Raw genomic sequence first — 9946 nt, 5'->3', positions numbered from 1 at the left:
GATAATTTCAGAAGATTTAATCATCGTACATCTGAAAAAGTATATAAAGAATTTCTTTTATACGCTGTAGGAAGAAATTTAAATAAATATTATCGCTTCGCGAAGGAAAAAATCAAAACCTACGAAGCAAAAACAGCCTAATCCTATCGGATTTTTATAAGTCATGAGAAAATATCAAATGGCTTTTTTTGTCATACAATAAATATTAAATTAAACAAAAAAATCCTAAATTATTCAGTGCTCTACATTTTTGTAGATGTTGAATAATCTAGGATTTTTAATTATTAAAGTTTAGGGGTCAAAAAACGTCATTCTCCGACAGCCCCTTTTTTAATACATAAAGTTTTAATTTCCTATTAATTTAATCTCACCAATTGACGATATAAAGGTACAAAGAAAAATAAAAAATTATACATGACAAAAGGAGATTAAATGAAAAAAAATGAGATCAAAAACAAAAACAGGCAAAAGTTGTGGATTAAAATGCTGCTGGGTATTTCTCTGCCGGTGATAATGATACTGGTAATAGCAGGATTTATGATAATGTCTTCGGTAAACAGTTCGGTTTCTGGAATTGTAAAAAACAACCTGACCTCGGATTCAAGATATCTTTCAAAACAGGTGAGCTCTTTTCTTGCTGACTACATAGCCACCACCCAAACTGGTGCAGGAACTTCAGAGATAGTTAATTATATGAAAGACACTAAAGCGGGAGAGCGTTTTGCGCAAAAGCCGGAATGGAAAGAGATAAGATCAAGCCTTATAAACTACACTGTAATTGGTCAGGAAAACGTTTTGAGAGTTTGGATTTCAGATTTTGACTCCAGTCAGGTAATAACTTCGGATGATGTAGTTACAGATGATACCTTTGATGTAACTACCAGACCCTGGTATGCAGTAAAGGAACTTAGAAAAACTATAGTAATTCCTCCATATGAGGATACTGCCGTAGATTCGCTTGTTATATCAGTTGTATCACCAGTAGTAGACCCTCAGACAGATGAGGTGATAGGTGCATTTGCATATGACATTATGATAGGCCAACTTTCTGATGTACTTTCTCAGTTTAAACTTGGAGAAAGCGGATTTATAATGCTCATGGATGAAAATGGAAATATAATATATCACCCACAAGAAGAATATCTGCAAAAGAACATAGCTGACACAGATATTTCCCAAGAACTTAAAGCGTCAGTATCTTCAAGAACTTTTGGTGATGTTGAATATGAGATGAATGGTGAAAGCTACCTTGGAGATGTAAATGCAGTAGAAGGCTCAGATTGGGTGGTTATAACTGGAATAACTGAAGACGAAGCTTTTGCTGCAAATGCAAAAATCAGGAATATTATATTTGGGCTTTTTGCGCTGGTAATACTTCTGGTTATAGCTGCAATAATGTTTATATCAAAAAATATAACCAAATCGGTTAACAAACTTTCATATGCAGCAGCTCAGATTGCAGAAGGCAACCTGGATATAGAAATAAAAGCAGACTCTAATGATGAAATAGGTGATGTCGCTGAGGCTATGGGAGACACTGTAGTCCGTCTAAAGTCATATATAAATTACATTGAAGAAATCACAGAAGTACTAAACTATATAGCGGTTGGACGTCTTCAGTTTGAACTTAGACAAGATTATGCAGGAGAGTTTTCAAAAGTTAAGGAAGCACTTTTTGATATAAGGGATACTCTAAGCCAGACTATTTATGAAATAAAAGAAGTAGCAAGTCAGGTAAATGGAAATTCAATGCAGCTTTCTACCGGTTCTCAGATACTGGCTCAGGGAACTACTGAGCAGGCGAGTTCGATAGAGGAGCTCTCATCAACTATAAGTGAGGTTGCTACAAAAATAGATGATAACGCGAAACATACAGTGAGAGCGAATGAGAGTATGGGAAGAGCAAGTTCAAAAATAAGTGATAGTAACAGACAAATGCAGGAAATGGTAGAAGCAATGAATGAGATAAATGCCAGATCTGCAGAGATAGGAACCATAATCAAGGCAATAGATGATATTTCATTCCAGACTAATATACTTGCCCTAAATGCTGCAGTAGAAGCCGCAAGATCAGGAGCGGCAGGCAAAGGATTTGCAGTTGTTGCGGATGAAGTACGAAATCTTGCTGCAAAGAGTTCAGAAGCTGCAAAAAATTCAGCAGTGCTCATTGAACGTTCTATGAAAGCTGTTGAAGAGGGAAGCTCACTGGCAGATGACGCTGCAGCGAATCTTCAGTCACTTTATGAAGATGCTGGTCAGATAACATCAACTATAAATGATATTGCAAATGCATCTCAGGAACAATCCTTTGCAGTGTCTCAGATCAATCAGGGTCTTGAGCAGATAGCATCTGTAGTTCATACAAATGCTGCAACTGCAGAGCAAAGCGCAGCATCTAGTAAAGAACTTTCAAATCAGGCAGAGATGCTCCAAAATCTTGTCGATAAATTTGAAGTGTAATAACTTAACTATTATGACCATAAAATAGCGAAGCAGTAAATTCAATGAAAAAAGCAAAGTCGACTGGGATTTACTCCGGTCTGACTTTGCTTTTTTCAATCTGTTTTTCACACTATATCAAAAAGTATATCCACAACTCCTCCACACCACATTCCTATACCGGCAGCTTCTTCATTACTTAGGACATAGGTCTTGATGAAGGGTCTTGGTTTATCTTGACCAAGGAGTTTCACAGCATCTTGTATACAAAGGTATTCTATAGTGCCACCCCCTATAGTATCAGCTATGGATCCATCACCTCTTATGAGCATTTGGCTGCCCAGGCCTCTTGGGGAAGAGCCTTTTTTATTTATTATCTTTGCCAGGACCAGGGGAGAGTGCGAATCTATTATTGAAGTTTTTATGGTGTCGCTCAAGTAGGATTTATGGTCTGAATTTATGGTCTGTATAATCTCGGCTATTATGCTGACAGCTATTTCTTCTGGAGTCTGGCCTCCCAGGGGGAGTCCAATCGGAGTATGGATATTTGCAAAATCTTCTTGGCTAAAGCCTTTTGAAAGCATGAGGTTTTTTGTTTTTTGTATCTTTGTGCGGCTTCCTATCATGCCAGCATACATGAAATCAAGACGCATGATATTTTCAAGGCAAAGTGCATCGTGAGAGTGCCCTCTGGTAGCTATAATAAAACATGCATTAGGGTCAAATGTGTTATTTTTAAATATAGTATCAAAGGAATCGACTATTATTTTTTTTGCATCAGGAAATCTCTTTGTATTTCCAAATTCTTCTCTGTCTTCAAGGATGATCATATCATAATTCATAAACTTGCATAATTTTGAGAGAGCCTGGCTTACGTGCCCACCGCCACAAACTACTATTTGAATCTTTGGGCTGAGACTTTCAATGAATACAGATGACTCAGAGTCTTTATAAGTCAAACTTCCAAGATCTATTTTTTTCAAGAGATTTCTCCAGTATTCTTCGAGTCCGTGGTCCTGAACCAGATCCAGGATAATGCTGCCATCGTGGTCTGTGTGGACCAGGGCCTTACTGGCGGTATTTATTTCATCTGTAAGTGTAAGTATAAAGCTATTTTTTGTATTATTTTCTGATATTTCAATTATTGTCTTATAAAAATTTGATCCTGATGTATTTTTTTCCATGATTTTCCTCCATAGTTTTTATAATATCTTAAATCTCAAAGTCAGCATAATCGTCCTCATTATAGAAAATATATTTTAAAAATGCCCTGTCTCCAACGTTTTTTCTATAGCCGGACTTGCTGTTCATAATTCTCATTACATCTTCTCTGGTCACAATATGATCCTTGCTTATTTCATATCCGTATTGACTGGACAAAAATCTGCAGGCAAGCTCATAGCGGTGGCATACTTGTGATATAGACTGGCCTGCGCACCACATTGCGGCAACTGCTATAACCAAATCACTCTCTATCGGTATTACGGGTTCATTTTCTCCTGGAAATTTTAAAGGCTTATGTTTTGAACCGTCAGCTTCGATAAGCACGAAATCAGCAAGACTCAGAAAATCTCTTGCACTAAAGCCGCAGAGCTCATAGGAACACAACTTTTGAGGCTCATAATGGTCTTTTCTCAGGCACAAAGACCCAGTTACGCATATATTATCGTTATTGAGCGAAAGTTCTATTTGTGAGGCCATAATTTCCTTTAGGGATTCAAGGCTGCGGCTGGTACTTGACATAGATATAATATCTTTATCAGGAAGCACTACTGGATGGTTTTGGGGTATGTATATCTTTGTGGTGGTCGTGACTATAACTTTTTTTCCCAAAAGTGAAAGCTTTTTTGCCAGTGCAAACATAAGCGTGGTTTTTCCTCCACTTCCCACGAATGAAATTACCTTGTGTTTCAAAATCTCATTGAGCATAAAATCACCTCCATGAGAGGATTTTATCATAATTGACACAAAAATGATACTGCTGTATACTCAATTGTGTCAAAACAATTATATGTAAAATTATAACTAAGAAAGAGGAACATCATGAAAAAAACTTTGGCTTTATTTTTACTTATGATTTTAGTCCTTGGAGGCTGCAGTAAGGACGTCCAGCCTCAGGAGCAGTCTGAAGAAAAGACCGTAATAAATGTCTCAGCGGCAGCCAGTCTTAAGGGAGCCCTTACAGATATAGAAACAATATATGAGGCAGATCACCCTGAGTATGAAATAATGTTTAATTTTGGAGGCTCAGGAGCACTTCAGGCACAGATAGAAGAAGGCGCACCGGTAGATATATTTTTTTCTGCAGGATCAAAGCAGGTAAATGCACTTGAAGGAAAAGATCTTATAGTTAATGAAAGTCGAAAATCATTTTTGAGAAACTCCCTGGTTGTAATAACTCCATCAGAGAGTAAGCTTTTGCCCAAAGAGATCAAGGACCTTGCAGAGAAAGATTTTACAAAGATAGGTCATGCAGACCCAGCGCTTGCGCCTGCAGGCCAGTATGCGACAGAGGCCATAAATTATTACAATCTTAAAGACCAGCTTGGATCAAAAACTGTGCTTTCTCCAGATGTAAAGACTACGCTCACATGGGTGGAAGCAGGAGAAGTGGATGCAGGTTTTGTATATATGACAGATGCAATGACCACCGACAAGGTCAAAGTTGGATTTACAGTGGATAGGGCTTCACATTCACCTATAGAATACCCGGCTGCTATAATAAAAGACTCCAGGAATCCACAAGGGGCAAGTCAACTTATGGACTTTATGAGTGCTCAGCAATCTCTGGATATATTTCAAAAATATGGATTTTCGATAGAAGGTAAAGAAATTGGATAGTATAGATTATTCACCTCTTATAATTTCGATAAAGACCTCTCTTGCGGCAACTATAATAGCCTTTGTGGCTGGAATAGGGGCGGCGGCCTTTGTTATGAGGCTAAAAAATCACAAAAATCTCATAGATGGAATTTTTACGCTTCCACTGGTACTTCCCCCTACGGTAATTGGTTTTTTTCTGCTGGTGGTCTTTGGTAAAAACGGCGTATTTGGAAAAATCCTTCTGGGATTTGAAAGCTCAGTGGTATTTACGTGGACTGCAACAGTTATAGCGTCCTCGGTGGTGGCTTTTCCACTTATGTACAGGGCATCCAAGGCTTCATTTGAGCAGTTAGATCAAACCCTTGTATATTCGGCGCAGACACTGGGCATGTCTGAAACAAGGATATTTTTCAGGGTAATTCTTCCCAACTGCAGGTATGGGATACTTTCAGGGACTATACTTGCTTTTTCAAGGGCTATGGGAGAATTTGGAGCCACAGTAATAATAGCTGGAAACATACCAGGCAAAACCCAGACCATGGCCCTTGCAGTATATACAGCTATCCAATCAGGAGACAGAGCCCTGGCCTTTAAATGGGCATTTTTGATATCAGCAATATCACTTCTGGCAGTGGTAGTCATGAACAGTATTTCTCAAAAAGGAGACAGGCGATGAATCTGAGGGCGAATTTTACAAAAAAATCAGGAAGCTTTACTCTTAAAGTAAATATAGATACGGGCTCTGGTAAATTGGGACTTTTTGGCGCATCTGGATCAGGAAAGAGCATGACTCTTAAGTGCATAGCGGGAATAGAAACTCCAGATGAGGGCATTATATCACTTGGAGAAAGAGTCTTATTTGATTCTGCAAACAAGATAAATCTAAGACCCCAGCAGCGAAAGATAGGATATCTTTTTCAGAGTTATGCTCTTTTTCCAAATATGACAGTGAGAGAAAACATAATAGCAGGAATAAGAGATAAGAAAAAAAGAGATATAATTTTTGAAAAAAGCATAGAGAGTTTTTCTCTCCAAGGAATGGAAAAAAAATATCCTTACCAGCTAAGTGGAGGCCAGCAGCAAAGAGTGGCCCTGGCCAGAGTTATAGCATCACAGCCAGACCTTTTGCTTTTGGATGAACCCATGAGTGCACTGGATGAAGAACTCAGAATAAATACAGAAAAAGAAATTGAAAAAGTAATGGATGAATCAAAAGGCACCATATTTGTATCCCACAGCCGCAAAGAGGTATTTCGCCTGTGCGACGAGATTGCATTTGTAAAATCTGGAAAAATAGATGGGACCAAAAGTCTGGATGATCTGGCGCTTGATGCACTGAGTAATGGCAATATAAGAGTTTCGGATTCCACAGCTTTAACAAGAGGAAAAATAACAATTGAGATAGACCCTGTAGACGACATAACCAAAGCAATTCGAGATATTATTAAAGGGTAAAAAAAGAGTGTAGATCCTTTCGGATCTACACTCTTTTTTTATATAACTGATATATTATTCAAATTTAGTGTTTATAACAACTTTTTCTCCAGCCTTACGTCTTTTTCCAAACTCTGCTATAGCAGTGAAAAGAACGTCAGTTGAAGAGTTAAGAGCAGTCTCAGCTGAATCCTGGATAACTCCAACGATGAAACCAACTCCAACAACCTGCATAGCAACGTCATTTGGAATACCAAAAAGACTTGCTGCAAGAGGGATAAGAAGAAGAGATCCACCAGCAACTCCAGAAGCTCCACATGCACTTACTGCTGAAAGTATGCTTAGTAGAAGAGCTGTTCCAATATCTACTTGAATTCCAAGAGTATTAACTGCAGCAAGAGTAAGAACTGATATAGTTATTGCAGCTCCTGCCATGTTTATTGTTGCTCCAAGAGGTATAGATACTGAGTAAGTGTCTTTGTCAAGGCCAAGCTTTTCACAAAGAGCCATGTTTACTGGGATGTTAGCAGCTGAACTACGAGTAAAGAATGCAGTAAGTCCACTTTCTCTCAGACAAGTCAATACAAGTTTGTATGGGTTCTGACGTATGAAGATGTATGCTATTATCGGGTTTACTACAAGTGCAACGAAAATCATACAACCTATAAGAACAAGTAGAAGTTGTCCGTAGCTAAGAAGAGACTCAAGTCCGCTTGTAGCTATTGCATCAAATACAAGACCCATAATTCCAAGTGGTGCAAAGTTTATTACCCATCTTACCATTTGAGCAAGACCATCTGCAAATGTAGTAACCATATCCTTAGTAGTCTGAGCAGCGCCTTTGATAGCGAGACCAAGAACTACAGCCCATGCAAGGATACCAATGTAGTTTGCGTTAAACAGCGCCTTAACTGGGTTGTCAACAACATTCATAAGTAATGTCTTAAGTACTTCTACAACTCCTCCAGGAGGCGTTATACTGTCTACTCCAGCTCCAAGAGTAAGTGTAACTGGGAACATGAAACTTGCAATAACTGCAACAAGACCTGCAAGGAATGTTCCAGCAAGATAAAGCATTACGATAGATTTCATGTTTGTCTCAGTACCTTCTCTGTGGCCAGAGATAGCAGACATAACAAGGAAAAATACCAGGATTGGTGCGATTGCTTTAAGTGCACCAACAAACAGTGCTCCAAAGATAGTGATTCCGCTGAATTGCGTAGGAACAGTAACTGCCAGTATTATACCGATTATAAGGCCGACAAAGATTCTTTTTACCAGACTCAGGCTGTTCCATTTTTTCATAAGATTTTTCATAGATTATTCCTCCTATAATATTTAAAATAGAACGTATACATTGAAAGTGCTACCATTAAGATTGAAATAAAGATTATGAAAACAAATAAGGCAATTGTTCTTTCTTTTTATGTATATGTACTAATATATTTACCATAATACCACAATTTGTTTTATAACGGAAGACAAAATTTGATAAAAGACCAAAAGTTTTTGAATTGTTTGTTTTTTAACACAAATTATGCAGGAATCGTTTTCCAAAAAAAATCGAATTACAATGATGACACAATATTGATTTGAGCTTTATTTTGTGTTATCATAGAAACATTAATTATAAGACACAATAATGTTATTATATACCAGTTCAGGCGGATTAATTTTGCCTGAACTGTCTAAATTTACACAGGAGGAATTATGAAAATCGGATTTGATCATGTGAGGTATCTGGAGGAGCAGTCCAAATATATTCTCCAAAGAGTCAATAACTATGACAAGCTGTATCTTGAATTCGGGGGCAAACTCATGTTTGACATGCATGCAAAAAGAGTACTCCCAGGATTTGATGAAAATGCAAAGATAAAACTTCTCAACAAACTTAAAGAAAAAGTGGAAGTGGTTATATGTGTATATGCAGGAGATATAGAGAGAAACAAGGTAAGAGGAGATTTTGGAATCACATATGACATGGATGTGTTCAGACTTATAGACGATCTTAGAGGCCATGAACTCGAAGTAAACAGCGTAGTAATAACAAGATACAATGATCAGCCCTCAGTGACAGTTTTCATGAACAAGCTTAAAAGAAGAGGAATTAAAGTTTATAAACACAGAGCTACAAAAGGATATCCTACAGATGTAGATACTATAGTAAGCGATGAAGGTTATGGACAAAATCCATTCATAGAAACTACAAAACCTATAGTAGTAGTTACTGGTCCAGGTCCAGGAAGTGGAAAACTTGCGACGTGCCTGAGTCAGCTTTACCATGAAAACAAGAGAGGAAGAGATGCCGGATATTCCAAATTTGAAACTTTTCCAGTATGGAATGTACCTCTCAAACATCCCCTAAATATAGCCTACGAATCAGCGACGGTAGATCTTAGAGATGTAAATATGATAGATTCCTTCCATCTTGATGCATATGGAGAGACCTCGGTAAACTACAATAGAGATATAGAGGCTTTTCCAGTTCTAAAGAGAATAATAGAAAAGATAACAGGTGAAGAATCTGTGTACAAGTCGCCTACAGATATGGGTGTAAACCGTATATCATGTGGAATAATAGACGACCAGGTAATTCAGCAAGCTTCATGTCAGGAAATTATAAGAAGATATTTCAAGATGGCCTGTGAATATAAAAAAGGCTACGTAGATAAAGAAACGGCTGACAGAGCCAAGCTTATAATGGAAGAACTAAGTCTTAAAGAATCAGACAGAAAATGTGTAGAGCCAGCAAGAGCCAAGTCACAAAAATACAAGCGTCAAGACGTGAACGTGTATCCGGCAGTAGCACTTGAGCTTAAAGACGGGACTATAGTAACAGGAAGAAAGACAAACGTAATGGACGCAGCTGCAGCAGTTATGATAAATGCAGTAAAGCACTTTGCCCATCTGGATGACTCCATACATCTTATAGCTCCTGAGATTTTAGAACCTATAATGAACCTTAAGAGCAATATACTTTCAAACAAGACTCCGCTGCTTTCATGCGAAGAAGTGCTCATAGCCCTTACTATAAGTGCTACAACAAACCCTGTAGCAAAGGCAGCACTTTCAATGCTGGGAGAACTAAATGGAACTCAGGCTCACTCAACTACAATACTGAGCAAAAATGATGACCAGACTTACGGAAAATTAGGAATAGATGTAACTGCGGATCCATATTTCCCTTCAGATAACTTATACTATATATAGGAAGCAAAAAAAGAAGATATGAAAAAAGAGCACAAAGCGC

At 37.9% G+C, this 9946-nt stretch carries 8 protein-coding genes; 5 read left to right on the top strand and 3 right to left on the bottom strand.

Annotation, left to right across the window (positions count from 1 at the left end; translation table 11 throughout):
* Window positions 1-432 precede the first annotated feature (432 nt).
* Window positions 433-2460: a methyl-accepting chemotaxis protein gene (locus G558_RS0102500; RefSeq protein WP_051188416.1), complete on the top strand. Its 2028-nt coding sequence runs from the start codon at window positions 433-435 to the stop codon at window positions 2458-2460.
* A 107-nt stretch (window positions 2461-2567) separates the two neighbouring features.
* On the opposite strand, the gene G558_RS12145 is transcribed toward G558_RS0102500, so the two are convergent.
* Together G558_RS12145 and yqeC are read right to left on the bottom strand one after the other, a co-directional pair.
* Window positions 2568-3623, bottom strand: a complete 1056-nt coding sequence (locus G558_RS12145; RefSeq protein WP_051188415.1) for an XdhC/CoxI family protein — start codon at window positions 3621-3623, stop codon at window positions 2568-2570.
* A 28-nt stretch (window positions 3624-3651) separates the two neighbouring features.
* Complete coding sequence (gene yqeC, locus G558_RS0102490; protein WP_028828757.1) at window positions 3652-4368, bottom strand: selenium cofactor biosynthesis protein YqeC; 717 nt, start codon at window positions 4366-4368, stop codon at window positions 3652-3654.
* Between the two features lie 114 nt (window positions 4369-4482).
* On the opposite strand from yqeC, the gene modA reads away from it, so the two are divergent.
* From modA to G558_RS12140, 3 genes are read left to right on the top strand one after another with little or no spacing between them, the layout of a single operon-like run.
* A complete protein-coding gene (gene modA, locus G558_RS0102485; protein WP_028828756.1) occupies window positions 4483-5280 on the top strand; it encodes a molybdate ABC transporter substrate-binding protein in 798 nt (265 codons plus the stop codon).
* Window positions 5273-5938: a molybdate ABC transporter permease subunit gene (gene modB / locus G558_RS0102480; RefSeq protein WP_330363775.1), complete on the top strand. Its 666-nt coding sequence runs from the start codon at window positions 5273-5275 to the stop codon at window positions 5936-5938. The genes modA and modB overlap by 8 nt, the downstream gene beginning before the upstream one ends.
* A complete protein-coding gene (locus G558_RS12140) occupies window positions 5935-6717 on the top strand; it encodes a sulfate/molybdate ABC transporter ATP-binding protein (RefSeq protein WP_051188414.1) in 783 nt (260 codons plus the stop codon). The genes modB and G558_RS12140 overlap by 4 nt, the downstream gene beginning before the upstream one ends.
* 54 nt (window positions 6718-6771) lie before the next feature.
* On the opposite strand, the gene sstT is transcribed toward G558_RS12140, so the two are convergent.
* Window positions 6772-8013 (bottom strand): serine/threonine transporter SstT, encoded by a 1242-nt coding sequence (gene sstT / locus G558_RS0102470; RefSeq protein WP_028828754.1) that lies wholly within the window; start codon window positions 8011-8013, stop codon window positions 6772-6774.
* A gap of 393 nt (window positions 8014-8406) precedes the next feature.
* On the opposite strand from sstT, the gene G558_RS0102465 reads away from it, so the two are divergent.
* On the top strand, window positions 8407-9906 hold the full coding sequence (locus tag G558_RS0102465; RefSeq protein WP_028828753.1) for a DUF1846 domain-containing protein: 1500 nt from the start codon (window positions 8407-8409) through the stop codon (window positions 9904-9906).
* Window positions 9907-9946: the final 40 nt, after the last annotated feature.

This window comes from Proteocatella sphenisci DSM 23131, from assembly GCF_000423525.1.
Taxonomy (GTDB): Bacteria; Bacillota; Clostridia; order Peptostreptococcales; family Filifactoraceae; genus Proteocatella; species Proteocatella sphenisci.
The sequence above is the reverse complement of the archived record's forward strand: the minus strand, read 5'-3'. Positions and strand labels throughout refer to the sequence as shown.

Coding starts and splice junctions, on each gene's coding strand:
- modA (WP_028828756.1), top strand. CDS start 4,483: ATGAAAAAAACTTTGGCTTTATTTTTACTTATGATTTTAGTCCTTGGA.
- G558_RS0102500 (WP_051188416.1), top strand. CDS start 433: ATGAAAAAAAATGAGATCAAAAACAAAAACAGGCAAAAGTTGTGGATT.
- G558_RS12140 (WP_051188414.1), top strand. CDS start 5,935: ATGAATCTGAGGGCGAATTTTACAAAAAAATCAGGAAGCTTTACTCTT.
- G558_RS0102465 (WP_028828753.1), top strand. CDS start 8,407: ATGAAAATCGGATTTGATCATGTGAGGTATCTGGAGGAGCAGTCCAAA.
- G558_RS12145 (WP_051188415.1), bottom strand. CDS start 3,623: ATGGAAAAAAATACATCAGGATCAAATTTTTATAAGACAATAATTGAA.
- yqeC (WP_028828757.1), bottom strand. CDS start 4,368: ATGCTCAATGAGATTTTGAAACACAAGGTAATTTCATTCGTGGGAAGT.
- sstT (WP_028828754.1), bottom strand. CDS start 8,013: ATGAAAAATCTTATGAAAAAATGGAACAGCCTGAGTCTGGTAAAAAGA.